We start from the raw sequence: 20590 nt of genomic DNA, 5'->3' as shown, positions 1-20590 counted from the left end.
CCCTCTCCCGTGCGGGAGAGGGGCGGCTTTTTACATCCGAGGTAACCCGATGTCCGTCTTCAATCACGTCGACTTCGATCAGCACGAACAGGTGGTCTACGGCCACGACAAGGCCAGCGGCCTGAAAGCCATCATCGCCATTCACGACAGCACCCTCGGCCCGGCACTGGGTGGTTGCCGCATGTGGAACTACGCCAGTGACGAGCAAGCGCTGCGTGATGTACTGCGCCTGTCGCGCGGCATGACCTACAAATCGGCACTGGCCCGTTTGCCGCTCGGCGGTGGCAAGGCGGTGATCATCGGCGACCCGCATACCGGCAAGAGCGAGGCGCTGTTCCAGGCCATGGGCGATTTCGTCGACAGCCTGGGTGGACGCTATGTCACGGCGGCGGATTCAGGCACTGGCGTGGCCGAGATGCGCATCATGGCCGAACGCACCCGTCATGTCGCAGGCGCCGGGCAGCGTGAAGCTTTCGGTGGTGGCAGCCGTGACGGCGATCCATCGCCCTCGACCGCCTATGGGGTGTTCATCGGTATTCAGGCGGCCGTGGCGCATCGCCTTGGCCGCCAGGATCTCAAGGGCGTGCGCGTGGCCATCCAGGGTGTCGGCCAGGTCGGCTTCGGCCTGGCCAAGCTGCTCAAGGAGGCCGGTGCGCAGTTGTGGGTGACGGATATCTTCGAAGCCAACGTGCAGCGCGCGGTGAGCCAGCTTGGCGCCACTGCGGTCGGTCAGCACGATATCTATGGGCTCGATGTGGACGTGTTCGCACCATGTGCATTGGGCGCCATCATCAACCTGCAAACTCTGGAAGCCCTGCGCGCGCCAATCATCGCCGGTGCTGCCAACAACCAACTGGCCGACGCCAGCCTGGCCGAGCTGCTGCGTCGCCGCGAATGCCTGTACGCACCGGACTACGCGATCAATGCCGGCGGCATCATCGACGTCTGCTACGAGCGCACCGGCGGTAGCGCCGCGCAGCTCAAGGCGCATATCGAAGGCATCGGCCCGACCCTGACGGAAATCTTCCAGCGCGCCGAGCGTGAAGGCGAGACCACCACTGCGATTGCTGATCACATGGCATTGGAGCGCCTGCGCGGCGGCCTGCAACCAGTGCGCGCTGCATTGACCTCGAAGGTAGTTTCCCAGGGCTGGCAGCGCTAGGAAGTGAGCGCTGGCGGCATGACAAATGCGCGCGCCGCCGCTAAGATGCGGCCCGGCCGTTGCCAATACGGCCGTGTCCCCTTAGTTCAACGGATAGAATAAGCCCCTCCTAAGGGCTAGATGCTGGTTCGATTCCAGCAGGGGACGCCATCGACTCAGTAACGAAAAAGCCGGCTATTGCAGCCGGCTTTTTCGTTTTTGGTCTCCTGTCTGGTAGCCAGATGTGCAGGGCCGGTTCAGGCGTATTCCAATTCCTGGTCCGAGCGTTGTGCGGGCAGCAGATCCAGGGTGCGGGTATGCAACGCTTCCAGCGAGGCGCGATGGCCGACGCTGATGATGATGGCGTCCGGTAAGGCATGACGCAGTTGCGTGTAGCAGCGCCTTTCGCTTTCTTCATCCAGTGCCGAGCTGCTTTCATCCAGGAACAGCACCTGCGGGCGTAATAGCAGGGCGCGCACGAAGGCGCAGCGCTGTTGTTCACCGATACTCAGGGTCTGCGACCAGTCAAGCTCGCTATCCAGCCGCGCGCTCAGGTGGTCGAGGCCGCACTGGTGCATCGCCTCCAGCAGACGGGGATCGTCCTGCGGATGCGGCGCTGCGGGATACCAGAGCATGTCGCGCAGGGTGCCGAGCGGCAGGTAGGGTTTCTGCGCCAGGGTCAGGGTGCTGCCCAGGTCGTAGCGTGCCACGCCGCTGGCATGGTTCCAGATGCCGGTCAGCGCTCGTATCAGCGTGGACTTGCCGAAGCCCGACGGTGCCCTGATCAGCAGGCTTTCCCCGGCCTGCAGGCGTAGTTCGACGTCGGTGAGCAGCGTCCGGCCATCCGGCAGCCAGAGCGAAAGGCCTGCGGCTTCGAACCCTTCTGCACTGTGCTCGAGGCAGACGCCGCCCCCGTCGCTGACCTGATCCAGGCGTCGCTGGAAACCGATCAGGCGATCGACCACCGCTTTCCACTCGGCCACCTCGGGGAACACCTTGACCAGATAGGCCATGGCTTCATGCACCTCGCCAAACGCCGCACTGAGCTGCGTCAGGCGGCCAAGGGGGAAGGCGCCAGCGAAGAACTGCGGGGCCATGATGAACATGGGGATGATCATGGCGCTGCGCATATAGAAGGTGGAGTAGCCGAGCACGATTTTCTGCTGCTTCACCAGGGCCCAGAAGTTCTCCAGCGCGGCACCCAGGCGTTGGCTGAAACGGGCATGCTCTTCGCTCTCTCCCCGGTACTGGGCCACGGCCTCGGCGTTTTCGCGCAGGCGCATCATGGCGAAGCGGAAGTCCGCTTCACGGCGCTGCTGGATGAAGTTCAGTCGCGGCAACGTGCGCCCTAGCCAGAACGCGCCGCCGGTGCCGAGGATGGAGTAGAGCAGGGCGGCCCACACCAAAAGGCCGGGGATCACCAGCTCTTCGCCGGCGAAGGGAATCTTCACCAGGCTTGAGGCCTGCCAGAGGATATGCAGGAAGGAGAACAGTGAGACCAGAGCGGTCATCAGGCCCAGGCTGAGCTTCAGCGACAGACTGATGAGCAGGTTGATGTCATCGGCGATGCGCTGGTCGGGGTTGTCCGTCTCTGGCACGCCGAGCTGCAGCTTGAGGTAGCGATGGCGCTGCAGCCATAGCTGCAGGGTGTTCTCGGTGGCCCAGCGGCGCCAGCGCAGAGTGAGTTTCTGCTGGAAGTGGAAGGCGGCCACGGTGAACGTGGCCAGGCCCAGTTGCAGGAAGAGGAACTGTACACCGCCGATCAGGAAGGCATCGTAGTCGAGCGCCTGCAGCGCGTTGTAGAAGTGCAGGTTCCAGAAGTTGTACAGCAGGTTGACCCCGACCAGACACAGGTTCATCAGGATCGTGCCGAATAGCAGTAGGAAGGCGGGGCGTTTTTCGGCAGACGACCAGAACGGTCGGGCGAGCAACCAGAAATCACGTAATGTCTGCATGTGGCCTCAAGTTGCCCGGCGTAAAACGCGTTGAGTTTATAGAGGGGCAGCTTTACCATCAACGCTAATCGTTCTCATCATTTTTGACCCACTGCGGCGGAGGCCAGCCATCGAACTACCGGACTGGTTGTGCCAAGCATGGCCACCCATCCAGCGTGTGATACAGGTCGAGCGCCAGGGGCTGGCGTCGGTGGCGCTGCCTGAGTTGGCAGAGATAAGCGTGTTGCATCCCATGCTCGAACGCTTCGCCGAACTCTATCCCGGTATCAAGCGCCCTCCAGTCGCCTCCCAATGGTCGATGAACTACCTCAGTGTCATGTTGCCGGCGATGCTGGCGGCCGTGTTGACGCGCGAGCGAGGCATCGCCTTCTGGGATCATGAGGTCGCGTTGTTGCATGACGCTGGTCAGCCAAGAGCGTTGTGGCTGCCGACGCTACCGGCTTCGCTTGCTGCCCAGCAGCGAGATGATTACTGGGCGCGCCTACTGCATGAACACCTGGAACCGCTGTTCGCTGGTATTGCAGCTTGGGGGGGATTGGCGCCGAAGGTACTTTGGGGCAACTTTGCCGCCATCTGGGATGGCGCCTTCGCACGCCTTGACGCCAAGCAGGAGCGTGAAGGCTTCGCCGAGGCTCATCGCTGGCTGGAGCGGGCCGTGGTCGCTGACGGGCGGATCAAACCGAGAAGCCTGCAGTGGATGGTGGATTCGCCGGCGCCAGAGGTATGCGCACGCATTCCCCTGCGTCGTCATTGCTGCCTGCATTACCAGTTGCATGCCCCGGTGGTCGGCAAGCCACAGGTGCTGTGCGAATCCTGCCCGAAGTTGCATCGCTTGCCGCAGGCGGAGCAGGTGAGCTATCTGCGTTACATCTACGGCGTGGAGGGCTAGTTCGCCCCCGTCATACACGCGCGTAGCCCGCAGGCAATCCGGAACGAAATTGCCTGCGGGAGGCAATTTCCCGGATTTCATTCGGACTGCTGAGCCATCTCGGCGACGCCTCGATTTGCCGATGTCATTACAGCGCCTCGTCCAGCTTCCGCTTCACCAATTCCAACACCTGTTCTGGCTGCTCGAAGGCGAAGAAATGGCCGCCCTCGAAGCGATGCAGTGCGCAGCCTGCACGGGTTTCCGTCTGCCAGTCGTGCAGCGTTTCTTGGCCTACATGGGCATCGTCTTGTCCGGCCAGCACGCTCATCGGTACGTCCAGGCGTGGGCGCGGCTGGTAGCGATAGTGGCGCAGCAGGGCGAAGTCGGCGCGAATGGCCGGCAGTAGCAGGGCCATCAGTTCCTGGTTCGCCAGCACCTCGGGAGGTGTGCCGGCGTAGTCGCGCAGTTTGATCAGCAGTTCACCATCGCTCAGCAGATCGTAGCGCGGCGCACCGACGCGGTGGCGCGGTGCGCCGCTGGCCGAGACGAACAGGTGGCGGGGTGGGGGCAGCCCACGCCTGACGCAGTGATGCGCCAGCTCGAAGGCGACCAGAGCGCCGAGGCTGTGGCCGAAGAAGGCATAGGGGAGGTCGTCATACCCGGCGATGACCTCGCCCAGGCGTTCGATCAGTGTGGCGAAGTCATGCACGGGCGGCTCGCCGAAGCGCGCACCACGTCCTGGCAACTGGATGGCGCAGAGCTGGACGTGCGGCGCCAGTTGCGTAAACCAGGGCATGAAACTGCCGGCACTGCCTCCGGCGAAAGGGAAGCAGAGCAAGCGTAAGCGAGCAGCGGGCAGCGGGCGGGTGTGGATCCACGGCGAGAGTGAGGCGGACTGGCTGAATAACACTTCGGCATGCATGGCTCAGCATTCCTCGGTTGAAAGCTGCCGCGAGCGGCTGGGGCTGGCTTCGGACACGCTGCCCTGATCCACCTTGATAAGCCGGTCTGCCAGCGAGAAGTAGGCGTCGTCGTGGGAAATCACGATCACCAGCTTGCCGCGTTGGCGCAGGTCGGGAAGGATCTTGGTATAGAAGAAGCGCTTGAACACAGGGTCCTGATCCGCCGCCCACTCGTCGAACAGGTAGCAGGGGCGGTCGTCGAGGTAAGCGGCGAGCAGGGCCAGGCGCTTGCGCTGACCGGTGGACAGATCCAGTGTGGACAGGCGCCCGCCGTCGATATTGACCTTGTGTGCCAGTTGCAGGTGCGCCAGGTAGTCACGGGCTTGCTGCATCAGTTGCGGGTCGTCGCCGTCAAGCAGATGCTCGAACAGACAGAAGTCGGTGAAGATCGCCGAGAAATGTTGGCGGTAGAGATGATTCTGGGTGCTCGCAGACACCCGCTCGTCGAGCAACAGGTCGCCGCCTTCGGGTTGATAGAGACCGGTCAGCAGCAGGGCCAGGGTGGTCTTGCCGCTGCCGTTGCCGCCGGTGATGAAGACCACCTCGCCGGCGCGCAGCTCGAGGTCGAACGGGCCAAGGGTGAAGCGGCCGTCTTCGCCTTCGCGGTAGTAGGTATGGCGTACCTCGTGGCAGCTCAGCGAGCCCACGCTACGTGCAGGCACGAGGTCGTCGCCTGGCGTGCCGGCTACCTCCAGTTGCCCTTCGAGGGCGCGGATCTTGCGCAAAGAGACGCTGGCCCGGCCCAGGGTGGGCAGGGCGTTCATCAGTTCCGACAGTGGCGTGATCATGTATAGCAGGCTGAGGATATAGCCGGTCACCAGCGTGGCGCTCAAATCGATGAACTGTGGCGCGAGGAACAGTACCGTACCGATCAGCAGATAGAAGATGCCATTGCCCCAGTTGAGCACCAGCGCGTAGATGCTCATGCCGCGCACGAAGTCGCGGCGGTACTGCTGGCTGATGGGGTAGAGCAGACGCTCGAAGAATTGCACACGACGTGAGTGGTTGAGCTGGAGCTCCTTGCTGCCGTCGGTGAGTAGGCGGTACTGGTCGAACAGCTGATCTTTCAGTTCACGCGCTTTGCCGATGGAGGTCAGGGCCTTGCGCTGTGGCCAATGAAAGCTGGCAGCACCGAGCAGGATCAGGGCGACGGTTAGTCCCAGCAGCGGCAGGCTGAGCCAGCCCAGGTAGCCCAGGCAGGCCAGCACGATGCCGCTGTTGACCAACAGAATCGGTACCAGCTCGACGGCTTGGCTGATGGTTTGCGTATCGTCGGTGAGCATCGCCAGCAGGCGGTGCTTGCCCAGGCGTTGCAAGCGCGGATAGGGCGTATCGATCAGCTTGCCGCTCAGGTGCAGGCGCATGTCGCTGACCGCTGTTTGCCCCAGCCGCAGCAGGCTGACATCGGAGACGATACGCGCGGTCACCACCAGTGCCACCAAACCGGCGAACAGCAAGCCATCGGCTGGGCGCAGCTGGCTGAAACCGGCCAGGGAGTGGTTGATGTTGGCGATCAGACCGGCCGCCGCCAGACCACAGGCCAGACCGGTGGCGGTGGCAATCAGCAGGGTACGCCAGGAGCGGCGTGCCAGTAGCAGTAACAGATCCATCTCAAGTCATCTCGTCGTTCGAAGGTTCACGCTGTGGCGTGCCCAGATTGCTCAGGCTTTCGATCAAGGCGCGCTGCCAGGCGTCCTGGCGCAGAATGTCCAGATGTTGCGCGGCAATGGTCTGCTCGGTGATCGGGCCCTGGCTGAGGCCGTGCCAGTCAGGTGCGCTGAAATCTTCCATCTCCAGGGTCGCGCTGGCCCACCACAGGTGCAACGGGCAGCGCAGCGTGACGGGGTTGAAGGTGCCGATCAAGGTCTGCGTGTGGGCATGATGGCGCAGCCGATATTGCAACTGCTCCCAGCTGTCGTCTGCCAGTTGCAGGCCTTGCTGTTGAGCCCATTGCGCCAGCGCGAGTGGCCACTCCTGTGGTGCTCGCTCGATCAGCTCGTCACGCGCGCGCGCGATCAGTGCTGAGAAACGCCGCTGACTGTCAGCGTCGAGCAGCTCGGCGGCCGACTGCAACAATGCTTCCAGGCTTTGTGTCACGGTGCTGCGCTGCGTTTGCGAATCGACGATGCCAAGGAAGGCCACCTCCTGACCAGCCTGTTCCAGCTGCGCCGCCGCGTAGAAGGCGAGCAGACCGCCGAGTGACCAGCCAAGCAGGTGGTATGGGCCTTGAGGCTGCTGCTGGCGCAACTGCTCGACGTACACCTTGGCCAGGGCTTCGAGCGTGTCGCGTCCGGGTTGTGGGCTGCCTTCGGCGAGGTACGTGGCTTGCAGGCCCCAGAGGTTCCAGTCCGCCAGCGGTTCGCTCAGGAGGCGGTAGTCCTGTACATGGCCGGTGGAGGGGTGGAAGCAGAACAGGTTGCCTTTCGCCGTCTCGGCTCGGGAGATGGGTACCAGCGGCGAGAGCTGCATCTGTGCCTGCACCAGTTCGGCGAAGCCTGCCACGCTCGGCGCGTTGAACACGGCGTTGACCGGCACATGCGTACCCAGCACCGCCTGCAGACGGCTGGCCAGTTTGACTGCTGCAAGTGAGTGACCGCCCAGTGCGAAGAAGTCATCCTCGATACCGACTCGCTCGAGCCCCAGTACGCCGGCCCAGACCTCGGCCAGCAACTGTTCCAACGGCGTACGCGGTAGGTTGTCGCCGACGTGATCGAGCACTTGTTCGGCCCATTGCACAAGCGTCTTGCGATCCAGCTTGCCGTTAGCCAGCAAGGGCAGCGCGTCGACCAGCCGCAGGTTCGGCAGCATGTGTTCTGGCAGTCGTGCCTGGGCCTGGGTCTGCAGTTCAGCAAGGGTACTGCTCTGCTCTGGCTCCAGGGTGAGGAAGGCGAACAGTTGCTGATCGAACGGGCCGCGTGCCACGCAGGTGACGGCCACTTGGGCTACGCCGGGCAGACGGGCCAGCTGCGCTTCGACATCGTCGAGCTCGACGCGAAAACCACGAATCTTCACCTGGCGGTCGACGCGGCCGATGATCTCCAGGCTGCCGTCGGGTCGATAGCGTGCGCGATCACCGGTGCGATAGAGGCGCTCGCCAGGGCACTGTGGGTGCTCGCCGAAGCGCTCTTGGGTCTGCTGCTCGTCCAGGTAGCCGCGTGCCAGTTGCGGCCCGGCGAGGTAGAGCTCGGCGGCCTGGCCGGGGGCGGCGGGATTGCCCTGCTCGTCGAACAGATAGGTGCGCATGCTGTCCAGGCGGTCATCGAGGGGTAGATGACGGTAATCGATGGCCGCATCGAGGCGATGCATGAGTACGCCGATGGTGGTTTCGGTCGGGCCGTAGTGGTTGTACACGCACAGTTCAGGGGCAAGGCGACGCAGGCTCTGCAACAGTCGCTGCGGGCTGTGCTCGCCGCCCAGGATCAGTTGCTTGCGTGGCAGGGTGGCGGCGCCCGCACTGTGGGCAAGCCAGGCGTCGAGCAACGATGGTACGGTCTTCAGGTGATCGATCGGATGACGTGCCTGGTAGGCCGCCCATGTTGCCGCATCGAGGCTGGTGGCCTTGTCCACCACGTGCAGCTCACCGCCGCTGAGCAATGCCGGGAACAGCAGGGTATAGCTGAGGTCGGCGGCCAGCGAGGTGACTAGCGCGCTGCGCTCGCCTGGAACCAGCGCCAGGCGCCGAAGCAGGCTATCCACGTAGCTGCAGAGCTGGCGATGTTCGATCACCACGCCCTTGGGTGTGCCCGTGCTGCCGGAGGTATGCAGCACGTAGGCGGCGCTATGCGGCGCGATGACTAGCCCCAGCGGGCTGTCCGGCAGGTGCTGCCAGCGTGGCAGGTCACCCAGGTCGAGGCTCTCCAGGCCGGCTTGCGTCGGTGCCGGGACGCTACTGTCGACGAGCAGGAAGGCCGGCTGGGCGGCCGCCAGGATCACCTGACTACGGGCCAGCGGCTGCTGGTTGTCCAAGGGTAGGAAGGCCGCGCCACTCTTGAGTACGCCGAGCATGGCGACGATGGCGTCGGCATTGCGCTCAAGGTGCAGGGCTACGCAATCCTCCGCACCGATGCCGCGTGCGTTGAGGTAGCGGGCCAACTGGTTGCTGCGTGCCTCCAGTTGCGCATAGGTCAACTGCTGTCGGGCGTCGCACAGCGCCAGACGCTCGGCAAAGCGTGCCGCCTGCTGGCTGAAGCGCAACGGGAAGGCCATGAAGGAGGCGCAGTCCGCTTCGCTGCGCTGGCCCTGCACAGTGGCCAGCGTTGCGGTGAAACTCGGGCTGTGCAGCGGTAGCGCCTGCAGTGCCAGCGCCGGATTCCCGAGGGCGGCGAGCAGCAGAGAGCGGTATTGTTCCAGCAACACCTGGGCGCTCTGCAGGTTGTAGCCATTGCTGGTGAAGGCAAGATTGAAACGGTAGGTGATGGTGCCTTGCCCGTCGCTGAAGGTTTCCGGGGTGAGCGACAGGTCGAAGGCCTGCGCCGGTGCGTTCATCTCCAGTACCGAGAGTTGCACGTCCGGCAGGCCGGACATCGGCAGCGCCTGGGGCAGCAGGCCGCCCCATTCGAAGCCGTAGCGGCTGGCAGTTGGCGAGGGATGTCCGGTGATGGCGCAGTACTCCTGCCACTCGCGGGCGCGATCGCACATGCGCTGCATGCCATCGAGCGCTTCGTCGAAGCGACTGTGCAGTGGGAAGCGCCAGGCCAGTGGCAGGGACTTGGCGAACGCACCCCAGCAGCCGCTCAACTCTTCGTAATCATCGCGGCAGTCATGCACCCAGTTCATCGTCAGGGCCGGTGACTCGCCTGGGGTCAGGCGTTGCAGTAGGGCACACCAGGCGGTCAGCAGCACCTCGGCGGGGCTCACCTGATGGTGTTGGCAGAACGCATCGAGGCGTGCCGTCAGCTCCGGTGTGCCATCCAGCTGGGCGATCAGTTGCCCGGCGGTGTCCTGCACCCGTGCCTGTCGATAATGCAGGTCGCTCTGTTCATGCTCGCTTAGGGCTTGTTCGCGCCAGTAGCGACGGCCCAGTTCGGCGTCGTCTTCGTCCTGCAGTTCGTACAGCCAGGCGCTGTACTGGGTGTAGCTCATGTCCTCGTCATCGGGGGGCGTTTCATCGGCCAGTGAGCTGGCCAGGCGTAGCAGGGTGCCCCGGTCGGCGGCCAGAGCCGGTAACTGCAGATGCAGGCGCTGGTGGTCGGCGGCGAGTACCTGAACCTCCAGGCGGATGCCATCGTCGAGCGGAGCAGGTGCATCGAGTGACACGACTTGCTGCAGCGGTACGCGCAGGCCCGGCGAGGGGCTCAGGCGCAGACGCAGGGCTTCATGGTGGGCCACCAGACGCTGCAGGCGTCGGCGCAACTCGTGCGGATCGATTGCGCCGTGCAGGTCGAGTGTCAGCGAGGCATCAGGTAGCTTCGACTGCCAGCGCAGGCGCTGCTGCGGTGATAGCTGGAACTGTTCCATCACAGACTTTCCTCCAGCGCCAGGTGAGAACGCGTTGCGCCTTGGCTGAGAGCATCGAGCTGGTCACGCCGCATCATCTGCCCCATGGCGACACAGATCTTGCGCTCGCCCTGGAAGGGGTCGCGGGCATGGGCCACGAGCATGTTGTCCAGCATCACCACGTCACCTTTCTGCCAGGTGAAACGCACGGCGCAGGCCTCGTAGACGCGGCCGATTTCATCCATCACCTCGTCTTCGATGGGGCTGCCATCGCCATAACAGACGTTGCGCGGCAGGTGTTCGGGGCCGAACAGTTCCAGCAGGTTGCGGCGCACTTCTGGTTCCAGACAGGCCGGGTGATGCAGTTGCACCTGGTTGAAGAAGCTGTCCTCTCCGGTGTCCGGGTGGGTGACGATGGCTGGGCAGTGCTGGGCGATGCGCAGGCCATCCTCGCCGAGCCATTGCCACTGGGTACCGGCCTCGCGGCAACGCTGCTCGACCTCTTCGCGCTGTTCGGTCTTGAAGAAGTCCTGCCAGCGCACATCGAGTTTGTCGGTGAAGTGGCGAACATAGAGCAGTCCCTGGACGCGCAGCTTCTCGACGATGGGCTGCGGCAGGCGGGCGAGTACCTCGCGGCAGTCGACGATGGGCGTGCAGCCGCCCTGTGGCGCAGGTTTCTCGCAATAGAACCACTGCTTGCGCGGCCATTGTGCGAGATGCGAGCTCTCGTTGTGGAACAGGATCATGTGCTGCTCCGGGTAGGGCGTGGAGTGGTAGATGTTCTTGCCCGAGTTGTTCTTTGGCAGGTCGCCGTAGGTGCCGTAGAGATCGGGTTCGATGGCCTGGGCGAACTGCTCGAAGGCGCTGGCGTCCGGCAGTTCGAAACCACGGAACAACAGGCCGCCATGGCGTCGCAGTTGCTCGCCGATCCAGCCGCGGGCCTGCTGCCCCCAGCTCACCGGGTCCAGCTCACCGAGACGCGGCTCGATCAGTAGCGGCAGGGCGCGCTCGGCCGCCAGCGGTGCGCTGCGTACCTGTTCCTCGGGGCGCTGGCTGACGGCAGTGGCACGGGTCTGCTTGAGCTTGCTCAGTTTGGACAGCTTGCGCGAGGTGCGGCTTGCCTCGTCCTGGGTGGATGCATCGTACATGGCAGTGTTCTCAGTGACGGCCGGGCTGTGCAGGCGCCAGTTCCAGCCTTGTAAGGCGTGTTCGGGGGCCTCGATGACCCGTTGCAGCAACGCATCGAAGCCCCGCTGCAAGTGTTCGATGGTTTCTGCCTGGAACAGGCTGGTGCGATAGACCCAGCGCAGGGTCAGGCCCTGATCGTCCTCTTCGGCGAATAGCGCCAGGTCGAACTTGCTGGTTTCCTGGCGCGGAGCCAGGTGCTCGACGCGTAGATCGGGCAACTCGGCGGATGAGCGCGGCGTGTTCTGCAGCACGAACAGTGCCTGCACCAGCGGGTTGACGCCGGCCTGACGTGGCGGCTGCAGGGTCTCGACCAGCTTGTCGAACGGCACCTGCTGATGCTGGAAGGCAGCCAGGGTGTCGTCGCGCAGACGCTGCAGGCGGGCCGTGAAGTCCTGTGTGGCATCGAGGCGCGCGCGCAGCGGCAGCACGTTGACGAAGAAACCGATCAGTTCTTCCAGGGCCGGTTGCTCGCGGTTGGCCAGATCGGTGCCGACCAGGAAATCGTCGTCACCAGTGACCCGTTGCAGCAGGCAATTGAAAGCATTGAGCAACACCATGAACAGGGTGGCATGCTGTGCCTGTGCATAGCCTTGCAAGCGTTCGGCTTGGGCCTTGGACAGCGTCTGGCGCAGCGCCGCGCCGTGATAGTCGGCTGGTACTGGGCGTGGCTTGTCCAGTGGCAGGCGCAACAGCGTCGGCGCCCCCTGCAGCTGTCCGCGCCAGAAGTCGATATCACGTGCCAGGCGGCGTTGCTGCGCAGCGCTACGTTGCCAGTGGGCATAGTCGGCGTACTGGATCGGCAGTGGAGTCAGGGCCGGTTGCTGCCCGGCGTGGTAAGCGCTGTAGGCGGTGATGGCCTCCTCGACCAGAATGCCCATGGACCAGGCATCGGTGGCGATATGGTGCAGGGTGAACTGCAGCACATGGCTGGTCTGGCCCAGGCGTAGCAGACGCGCCCGCAGCATGGGCGGACGCTGCAGGTCGAAGGGGCGGGCGGCCTCTTCGTCGATGCACTGTTGCAATTGCCCGTCGTCTTCGGCCTGGAGAGCCTGCACGGGCAGCTCGAGTCGTACGTCATTGGCGATGATCTGGCGGGGTGTATCGCCCTCCAGGGCGAAGCCCGTGCGCAGTGATTCGTGGCGGTCGAGCACATGCTGCAGAGCCGCACGCAGTGCTTCGGCATCCAGCTCGCCGTCCAGACGTACTGCCGTCGAGAGGTTGTACGCCGCGCTGGGGCCTTCCAGCTTGTCGAGGAACCACAGGCGTTGTTGCGCGTAGGACAGAGGCAGTGTCTGCTCACGCGGCACCGCTACGATCTCCTCGACAGCGCTTGCGCTGGGCGCCTGGGCGTCCACTACCTTGGCCAGCTCGGCCACTGTACGGTGCTCGAACAGGGCGCGCAGTGGCAGGTCGACGGCCAGCCGACGACGGATACGAGCGACCACCTGAGTGGCCAGCAGGGAATGACCGCCGAGGGCGAAGAAGTCGTCGTCGACACTCAGCGAGCTCAGGCCGAGCAGGTCCTGCCAGAGCTCGGCCAGAGCCTGCTCGGTGGGGGTGCGTGGGGCCACCTGGGCCTGGGCGGATGCCTCGCTGGGCAGACCCAGGGCGGCCAGTGCACGGCGGTCGACCTTGCCGTTGGCATTCAGCGGCAGGCTTTCCAGGTGACGCCAGTGGCCAGGAACCATGTAGCTCGCCAGTTGCCCGCGCAGGTGCTCGACCAGCAGTGCCTGCGCCGTGTCGGCGTCCAGCGCCGCGTCGCGGAGCACGTAGCAGGCCAGCAGTTGCAGGTCGCCGCGGGCGTCCGGCAGGGCCAGAACCACGGCGCTGTCGACCTGCGGGTGGCGCATCAGGCGGTTCTCGATCTCGCCCAGTTCGATGCGGTGGCCACGGATCTTCACCTGCTGGTCGCGGCGGCCGAGGTACTCGATCACGCCGTCGGCGCGGTAGCGGCCGATATCACCGGTGCGGTAGAAGCGCGCGCCCGGCTCGAACGGGTGATCGACGAAGGCCGCACGGGTACGCTCGGCATCGCCCAGATAGCCGCGGCCGACCCCCACACCGGCGACGCACAGCTCGCCGGGCACGCCGATGGGCTGCGGGCGCAGCTCGGCATCGAGGATGTACAACTGGTTGTTGGCGGTGGGCCGGCCGATCGGCATGTGCGCGCAGTCATCCTGCGGCGCCTGGTGGATGGCGTGGAAGGCCACATCGTCGGAGCACTCGGCCGGGCCATAGGCGTTCATCAGTGGGGTGCCGGGGAAGCGGCTGCGCCAGTCGCGAGCCAGTGCCGGTGGCAGCGCCTCACCGGTCGGCAGCAGCCAGCGCAGGCTGTCGAGCTGGTGCTGCGGGCCGGCCTCCTGAAGCAGGCCGCGAATCAGCGCCGGCACCGCCTCGAGCAGGTTCAGGCGCTGGCTCTCGATGGCGTCGAGCAGGGCGGCCGGATCGTGCGCGACGGCGTCCGGCAGGATGTGCACGGTGGCGCCGACGATCGGCGCGGCAAGGAACTGCCAGATCGAGATATCGAAGGCCGGCGAGGCGGTCTGGGCGATGCGATCCTCGCTGCACAGGCCCAGGGTCGGCACCTTGCCGAAGATGTTGTTGAGCATGCCGCGCTGCTCCACCAGGGCGCCTTTGGGCGTGCCAGTGGAGCCGGAGGTGAAGATCACGTAAGCGAGCTGGTCGGGACGGTGGGTGTACTGCACGGGCTGAACATCGGCGTGCCAGAGCTCCTGAGCGATCAGGCTGGTGGGCTGGCGTGTGACGTTCTTCAGCATCGTGTCGAGCAGGCCGCTGGCCTTCTCGTCCACCAGCAACAGCGGCGCTGCGCTCAGGTCGAGCAACTCGCCCAGGCGCTGCGGCGGATGCTGGATGTCCAGCGCCTGGAAGGCGGCGCCGGCCTTGAGCGTGGCGATCATCATGCACAGCAGCGTCAGACCACGCTCGGCTGCGAGAGCGACCAGAGTGTCCGGCCCGGCACCGGCCTGCTGCAGGGCATGGGCGATGGCGTTGCTGCGCTGGTCGAGCTCGGCGTAGCTGAGCCTGTCATCGGCGCATACTGCGGCGAGGCGCTGTGGGTGTGCCCGTACCTGATCCCCGAACAGTTCTGCATAGCTGCACGACAGGGGGAAGTCGACGGCGCTGCGGTTCCACTCCACCAGCAGTTGCTGACGTTCAGCCTCGGGCAGCATCTGCAGTTGGCCAAGCGCCGCCTCGGGCTGGTCGAGCATTTCACCGAGCAGGTGCGCCAGGTGCCCCAGCATGCGCTCCACGCTGTCCGGGGTGAAGCGGCCCTGGTCGTAGGACAGGCGAATGCCCAGGCGGTCGCCTGGATAGAGCACCACCGTCATCGGGAAGTTGGTGTGCACGCGGTCTTCGTAGATATCGATGCTGAAGCCGTCGAGTCGGACGCTGGCCACATCCAGCGGAGCGTTCTCGAACACCACCAGGCTGTCGAACAACTGCTGACCACGGGGAATGTCGCTGTTCCGCTGGATGTCCACCAGGGGCGCGTATTCATGGTCGCGCAACTCTGCGTTGTGCGACAGCAGGCCTTGCAGCCAGTCGATCACGGGACGCTCGGGGTCGACGTCGACACGCAGCGGCAGGCTGTTGATGAACAGGCCGACTATCTCTTCGACCCCCGCCAACGCGGTGGGGCGACCGGCCACGGTGACGCCGAAGAGCACGTCGCGGTTGCCGCTGTAGCGTGACAGCAGCAAGGCCCACGCGCCCTGAATCCAGGTGTTGGGTGTCAACTGATGGCTCTGGCAGAGCTGCTGCAGGCGCTGGGTACGGGCGACACTGAGGGTCAGGTTGCAGTCGCCGACCAGTTCCGGTGCTTGATCCTGCTGGGCCACGGGGAGGTCGACCTGCAGGGGCGTCGGTGCTTCGAAACCGGCCAGTTCGTTGCGCCAGAAACCTTGTGCGGTGGCCATGTCCTGGCGTGTCAGCCAGCTCATGTAGCCACGGAACGGACGCCAGCGAGGGCGCGCCACCGCTTCATCACGGGCCAGCGCCTGATAGATGGCCAGCAGATCTTCCATCAGCAGGCCGAAGCACCAGGCATCGGTGAGGATATGGTGGAAGCTGCGCACCATGCTGAAGCGCTGCTCGGCCAACTGGAACACGCGCAGGTAAGTGAGCGGTGCACGGCTCATGTCGAAGCCGCGTTGGCGCTCGTCGGCCAGCACGGCATCCATCGCCTCGCGCTGTTGCTCGGCGTCGAGGTGACGCCAGTCATACCACTCGAAGGCCAGTTCGGTATCGCGGTAGACGCACTGCAGCGGTTCGTGATCTTCCTGCCACCAGAAGGCGGTGCGCAGCATGGGGTGGCGATCGAGGAACAGGCGCCAGGCCTGTTCCATGGCTGGACGTTGCAGCTCGCCGTCCCAGCTGTAGCGCTGTTGCATCAGGTAGATGCCACTGTGTGGCTGCAACAGGGTGTGCAGCAGCATGCCCTGTTGCATGGGCGACAGCGGGTAGAGGTCTTCCAGGCGGGCCCAGGGCAGTGGTTCGCTGGCCAGCGTCGCGACTTGCGCCTGACACAGCGGGAACGCCGTGCCAGCCGGACGCAGCTCGGGGCTATCGGCCAGGCTGGCCAGGTTTTGCAGGTATGCCGCCAGGGCTGGCAGCCAGGTGCTGGCCAGCGGCCCGGTGGCAGTGAGGTGCAGGGCGCCGCCATGCCAGCAGGCGTCGAGGCTCAGCGCTTCGGCCAGAGTCGGTTCATGGTTGGCGGCCTGGATGCCGGCGAGTACCGTCCGTGCCTCGCGATGCGCGTCCCAGTCACCCAGCCAGCGCAGGGCGACTGCGGGGACCGGCAATTGGCGCAACGGCTCCAGCAAATACGGGTTGTCTGCCAGGTAGCGCAGGGTGCCGTAGTCCGCGCCGAATTGCGGATAGCTGTGCAACTGCGCCGCTACGTCTTGCAAGCGGGCCAGTGCATCGCCGCTCGGCGCCTGCAGATAGAAGGGTACCGGCACCGTCAGGGTGCCCAGGATGCGTGCCGGATCAAGATCCGCCAGGCTGATCGGCGCCTGCAGTGGCAGGCGTGTGGCATCTGGCCGTCCGCTCTGCAGCGTCAGCGCGACGGTTGCGCTGCCTGCACCCGCCAGGCGTTCGACCAAGCTGGCGGCCAGCAGCGACTCCCAGTCCAGTTGCATCGTGTCGAGCAGACGCTTGAGCTGCGTCGAGGTCGTGGCGTCCAGGCGCAGTTCGGCCTGAGTGTTGGGCAGCCCGCTAATATCCAGCGCTGGCAGCTCCAGGTCGGCGAACTGCAGCCAGTGCTCCCAGACCTCATCCAGGCGCTCGCTGCTAGCGTCCTGCTGCTGGTGCTCGCACCAGGCCGCGAGTTCACCGCCGGTATAGGACAGGCGAATTGGTCGCTGGTATCGCAGTTGCGCGAGTGCCAGGTTGAGGTCGGCGAGCAGCAGCGGCCAGGCAGCCTCGTCGCAACACAGCGGGTGGGCGACCAGTAACAAGCGATCCCCCGTTGCGCCGCGTAGCAGGCTGGCGCTCAGGCCTTGTCCTGCAGCGAGATCGAGGCGGGCGAAAGCGGCCTCGGCCAGGGCCGCTAGTGTCTCATCGGTTTGCGTCTGTTCGCTGACCTCGAGTGGTAGGGGGCTGGCCAGCATGCGCTGCTGCCATTGGCCATCGGCGGTGTTCTGCAGGGCCAGACGCAGTGCCTGGTGATGACCCTGTAGCGCGGCCAGGGCCTGGGCCAGATGCTCGGTCGACAGTGCGCCGTCAAGGTTCAGGCAGCGCCAACTAGGCTGCAGTGCCCCTGCGTCGAGGCGGGCGCGCTGGCCGGCGCTCAGCGTAATGGCGAAGCCATCACCCTGTTGCCGGGCGGCTGCACTTTCAGCCCCGGCGCCGAGCACCTGGGCGATGTCGGCGATGGTGCGGTTCTCGAACAATTGCTTGGGCGTCAGCTTCAGCCCCTGCTGGTTGGCGCGGGCGATGATCTGCAGGTTGAGGATCGAGTCGCCACCCAGGCTGAAGAAGTTGTCGTGTACGCCGATCCGCTCCACTTTGAGCACGTCTTGCCAGATGCGTGCGAGCAGTGTTTCGACCTCGTTGCGGGGGGCGACATGGTTGGCACTATCGCTAGCCGGGGCGCTGGGCGGTGGCAGCTTGCGAAGGTCCACTTTGCCGTTGGCAGTCAGCGGGATGGCATCCAGAGTGATGACGTGCGCCGGCACCATGTAGTCCGGCACGCGGCGGCTCAGGTCGTCGCACAGTTTGCTGGCCGACAGCGACTGGCTCGCTACCACATAGGCCACCAGGCGCGGGGTGCCGTCCACCTCCAGTACGCGCACGAGGGCTTGCTCGATCAGGGGCGAGAGGCGGCGAATTTGGGCCTCGACCTCACCCAGCTCGATGCGATTGCCGCGAATCTTGACCTGGTTGTCGATGCGGCCGAGGAAGGCCAGTTGGCCATCGGCCAGCCAGCGCACACGGTCGCCGGTCCGATACCAGCGTTGTTGCTCGGTTTCGATGAAACGCTCGGCGGTGAGGTCAGCGCGGTGCAGGTAGCCGCGCGCCAGGTCGCCAGCGATCCACAGTTCGCCGGGAATACCGATGGCCACGGCCTGGCCGTTGCCGTCGACCACACGCAGGCGGCGGTTGGCCAGCGGTCGGCCCAGGGCGACCAGGTTGCTATCGGCGCTGAGCGGTGTAGCCAGCGCACCGACCGTGGCTTCGCTCGGGCCATAGTGGTTGAACAACTGCAGCGTGGGCGCCAGGGCGGCGACCTGACGCAGCAGTTCTGGCTTGAGTGCATCGCCACCGAAGACCAGGCGCTCGCGCGGCAGCAGGCGCGGATCCGGGTGAGCCTGGAGCAGGCCTTGCAGGTGGCCGGGGGTGATTTTCAGCGCGTCCACCGGGTGTTCGCCGAAGAAGTCGGCCAGGGCCAGTGGATCGAAGCTGGTGTCCTCGTCGACCAGGATCAGGCTGCCGCCGCTGCACAGGGCGCCGAACAGCTGGGTATGACCGAGGTCGGCTGCCACTGTCGAGAGCAGGCCATAGCGCGCCGCTGGAGGCGGATCGAGCAGCTCGGCGACGGCAGCGAGGTAGCCGACGATAGCGCGATGTTCGATCACCACGCCCTTGGGGGTACCGGTGGAGCCGGAGGTGTAGATGACATAGGCCGGAGCGTCCTCATCGTCGCCAGCCGATACAGGCGTGCTGGGTAGTGTGGCGAGCGTGGCAGCCTCGTCGTCGAGCCACAGCCGGGCCGGGCTTTCGCTACGGGGTAGGCGCGACTGCAGCGCGCGCTGGCTGATCAGCAGGTCGGCGCGGCTGTCCTGGAGAATGTCCGCCAGGCGTCCGGCCGGTTGTTTGAGGTCCAGCGGCAGGTAAGCGGCGCCGCATTTCAGGGTAGCCAGCAGTGCCACCACGAAGTCGACGCTACGCTCCAGGGCCAGGGCGAGCAACTGGCCGCTGCCGATACCCTGGTTTTGCAGGCGATGGGCCAGGCGGTTTGACTCGGCATCCAGTTCGGCGTAGCTCAGGGCGCGCCTGCGATCCTGCACGGCCAGGCGCTCGGGGTGGCGTTTCGCACCGCTGACGAAGCGTTGCTGCAGCGTACTGGCGGCGACGGCGAGGTGCGCGCCCTGGCTATGGTCTTGCAGGCGCAGGCGTTCTTCCGCGCTCAGCCAGTCCAGCGTTTGCAGCCTGGCCTGCGGTTGCTCTGCCATGGCCAGCAGGATCGCACGTAGCTGGGCGCTGAGCAGGGCGATCTCGGCATCGCTGAAGCAACTGCGGTCGTAGCTGAACAGGTATTCCAGGCGCTCACCGGGCACCACGATCAGCGACAGCGGGAAATGGTTGCGGCCCTGGGTCAGGCGGATACCATCGGCCCGGCGTTGTTCTGGCGGGGCGCTGAAGCGCAAGCCTTCGGTGTCCTGGTTGAGGGCATCGGTGACGGGGAAGTTCTCGAATACCAGGATCGAGTCGAATAGCGCGCGCTCGGCTGGCACCTGGCTCAGCGGTTTGAGGCGGCTCAGCGGCAGATAGGCGTGCTGGCGCAGGTCGCTGTTGCAATGCTGCAGATCCTGCAGCCAGTCGCCGAGCGTGCGGCTGTCGTCCAGGCGCACGCGCAGCGGCAGGGTGTTGATGAACAGGCCGACCATGCTGTCGACACCGGCCAGCCCGTCCGGGCGACCGGCGACGGTGATGCCGTAGACCACCTCGTCACGCCCAGCATGCTGTCCCAGCAGCAGTGCCCAGGCACCCTGGATCAGGGTGTTGACGGTCAGGTGCTGACTACGCGCGAACTGGTTGAGGCGCTCGGTCTCGGCGGCGTCCAGGCGCGTTTCACGCTCGGCATAGGGATGTGCCTGCGGCGCCTCGGGCAGCGGAGCGAAGCTCGGCAGTGGCGTGGGTTCACTGAAGTCCTGCAGTTGCTCGCGCCAGAAATGTTCGGTGGCCTGGACGTCCTGCTCGGCGAGCCAGGCGATGTAGTCGCGATAGCTGCGGCTTGGCGGCAGGCCGGTATTGTCGCCGCGTACCTGCTGGTAGTAGAGGGCCAGCCATTCCTGAATGGCGACGCCGACGCTCCAGCCGTCCATGAGGATATGGTGGAAGGTCCAGATCAGGTGCCAGCGCTGCTCCGGCAGGCGCACCAGGCACAGGCGCATCAGCGGCGCGTCGTTGAGCTCCAGCGCCTGGTCGCGCTCCTGTCGCGCGCACTGGCGCAGCGCCTCTTCGGCCTCGTCGCGGTCGCGCCAGTCCAGCTCGCTCAGTGGCAGGGGGACTTCGTGCTGCACCACTTGGTAGGCGTCGTCCAGGTCCTCCCAGAGAAAGGCAGTGCGCAGTACCGCATGGCGTTGCATGAGTGCCTGCCAGGCACGGCGGAAGGCGCCGGTGTCGAGCGGCCCGGTCATGTCCAGGCTGAGCTGCTGGTAGTACACGCGCGAGTCTGGTTCGTAGACGCTGTGAAACAGCAGACCGTGCTGGGTGGGCGAGAGGGAGTAAATGTCCTCGATATTGCTCATGATTCTTGTTCCAGTCCGTAGGCCGTGAAAACGTGTGGAGTGCA

The 20590-nt window shown here is 65.3% G+C and carries 7 protein-coding genes and 1 tRNA gene; 3 read left to right on the top strand and 5 right to left on the bottom strand.

Features of this window, described 5'->3' with window-relative positions:
- Positions 1–49: 49 nt before the first annotated feature.
- Both CDO35_RS06800 and CDO35_RS06795 read left to right on the top strand, forming a co-directional pair.
- Entirely contained in the window at positions 50–1162 is a 1113-nt protein-coding gene (locus CDO35_RS06800) for a Leu/Phe/Val dehydrogenase (protein ID WP_099523183.1), read from the top strand.
- Between the two features lie 75 nt (positions 1163–1237).
- Positions 1238–1312: transfer RNA gene (locus CDO35_RS06795), tRNA-Arg, on the top strand.
- A gap of 86 nt (positions 1313–1398) precedes the next feature.
- Here the strand turns inward: CDO35_RS06795 and CDO35_RS06790 are convergent.
- On the bottom strand, positions 1399–3096 hold the full coding sequence (locus CDO35_RS06790) for an ABC transporter ATP-binding protein/permease (RefSeq protein ID WP_099523182.1): 1698 nt from the start codon (positions 3094–3096) through the stop codon (positions 1399–1401).
- A gap of 232 nt (positions 3097–3328) precedes the next feature.
- Between CDO35_RS06790 and fhuF the strand changes: the two genes are divergently transcribed.
- Positions 3329–3985, top strand: coding sequence for a siderophore-iron reductase FhuF (gene fhuF, locus CDO35_RS06785; protein ID WP_099523181.1), 657 nt, complete (start codon positions 3329–3331; stop codon positions 3983–3985).
- Between the two features lie 127 nt (positions 3986–4112).
- Here fhuF and CDO35_RS06780 read toward each other — a convergent pair whose 3' ends face one another.
- Genes CDO35_RS06780 through CDO35_RS06765 form a run of 4 tightly spaced genes read right to left on the bottom strand, consistent with a single transcriptional unit; the run spans position 4113 to position 20546 of the window.
- Entirely contained in the window at positions 4113–4886 is a 774-nt protein-coding gene (locus CDO35_RS06780) for a thioesterase II family protein (RefSeq protein WP_099523180.1), read from the bottom strand.
- 3 nt (positions 4887–4889) lie between these two features.
- Entirely contained in the window at positions 4890–6536 is a 1647-nt protein-coding gene (locus tag CDO35_RS06775) for a cyclic peptide export ABC transporter (protein WP_099523179.1), read from the bottom strand.
- Between the two features lies 1 nt (position 6537).
- Positions 6538–10383 carry a non-ribosomal peptide synthetase gene (locus CDO35_RS06770; RefSeq protein WP_099523178.1) on the bottom strand — a complete coding sequence of 1282 codons (3846 nt, stop codon included), beginning with the start codon at positions 10381–10383 and terminating at the stop codon, positions 6538–6540.
- Positions 10383–20546: a non-ribosomal peptide synthetase gene (locus CDO35_RS06765; protein ID WP_099523177.1), complete on the bottom strand. Its 10164-nt coding sequence runs from the start codon at positions 20544–20546 to the stop codon at positions 10383–10385. The genes CDO35_RS06770 and CDO35_RS06765 overlap by 1 nt, the downstream gene beginning before the upstream one ends.
- Between the last annotated feature and the right edge of the window lie 44 nt (positions 20547–20590).

Source organism: Pseudomonas sediminis, assembly GCF_002741105.1.
Taxonomy (GTDB): Bacteria; Pseudomonadota; Gammaproteobacteria; order Pseudomonadales; family Pseudomonadaceae; genus Aquipseudomonas; species Aquipseudomonas sediminis.
This window is presented reverse-complemented; position numbering and strand designations above follow the sequence as displayed.

Excerpts from the sequence above, each read along its gene's own strand:
- CDO35_RS06765 (WP_099523177.1), bottom strand. The coding sequence starts at position 20,546 with ATGAGCAATATCGAGGACATTTACTCCCTCTCGCCCACCCAGCACGGT.
- CDO35_RS06800 (WP_099523183.1), top strand. The coding sequence starts at position 50 with ATGTCCGTCTTCAATCACGTCGACTTCGATCAGCACGAACAGGTGGTC.
- CDO35_RS06790 (WP_099523182.1), bottom strand. The coding sequence starts at position 3,096 with ATGCAGACATTACGTGATTTCTGGTTGCTCGCCCGACCGTTCTGGTCG.
- CDO35_RS06780 (WP_099523180.1), bottom strand. The coding sequence starts at position 4,886 with ATGCATGCCGAAGTGTTATTCAGCCAGTCCGCCTCACTCTCGCCGTGG.
- CDO35_RS06770 (WP_099523178.1), bottom strand. The coding sequence starts at position 10,383 with ATGGAACAGTTCCAGCTATCACCGCAGCAGCGCCTGCGCTGGCAGTCG.
- fhuF (WP_099523181.1), top strand. The coding sequence starts at position 3,329 with ATGCTCGAACGCTTCGCCGAACTCTATCCCGGTATCAAGCGCCCTCCA.
- CDO35_RS06775 (WP_099523179.1), bottom strand. The coding sequence starts at position 6,536 with ATGGATCTGTTACTGCTACTGGCACGCCGCTCCTGGCGTACCCTGCTG.